This is a genomic window from Azonexus caeni, from assembly GCF_048146105.1.
Lineage (GTDB): Bacteria > Pseudomonadota > Gammaproteobacteria > Burkholderiales > Rhodocyclaceae > Azonexus > Azonexus aromaticus_B.
In genome coordinates this window covers 1-342 of the sequence record NZ_JBKJAD010000074.1, presented here as the reverse complement: position 1 = coordinate 342, position 342 = coordinate 1, and the positions used below count along the sequence as shown (strand labels likewise).

Here is a 342-nt window from a genome sequence, read left to right as displayed (position 1 = left end):
ACGGCAACGGCGGAACGGCGACGTCGACGGTGACGATCGGTGTGACGCCGGTCAACGACCCGCCGATTCCGGACGACCCGAGCAACCCGAACTTCGACCCGACGACCGGCAACTACAACGTGACGACACCGGAAGACACCCCGGTCTCCGGTCGCGTGGTCGGCTCGGACAAGGACGGCGACACGCTGACCTACGGCAAGGGTAACGACCCGCAACACGGCACGGTGACGGTCAATGGCGACGGCACCTGGACCTATGTCCCGGGCCCGGACTACAACGGAACTGACAGCTTCACGGTGACGATCGACGACGGCAACGGCGGAACGGCGACGTCGACGGTGA

General features: G+C 66.1%; 1 protein-coding gene. It reads left to right on the top strand.

The window, feature by feature from the left end:
• Positions 1-342 (top strand): Ig-like domain-containing protein (locus tag ACLIIZ_RS21250; protein ID WP_416695685.1); only part of this gene is annotated, 342 nt, incomplete at both ends.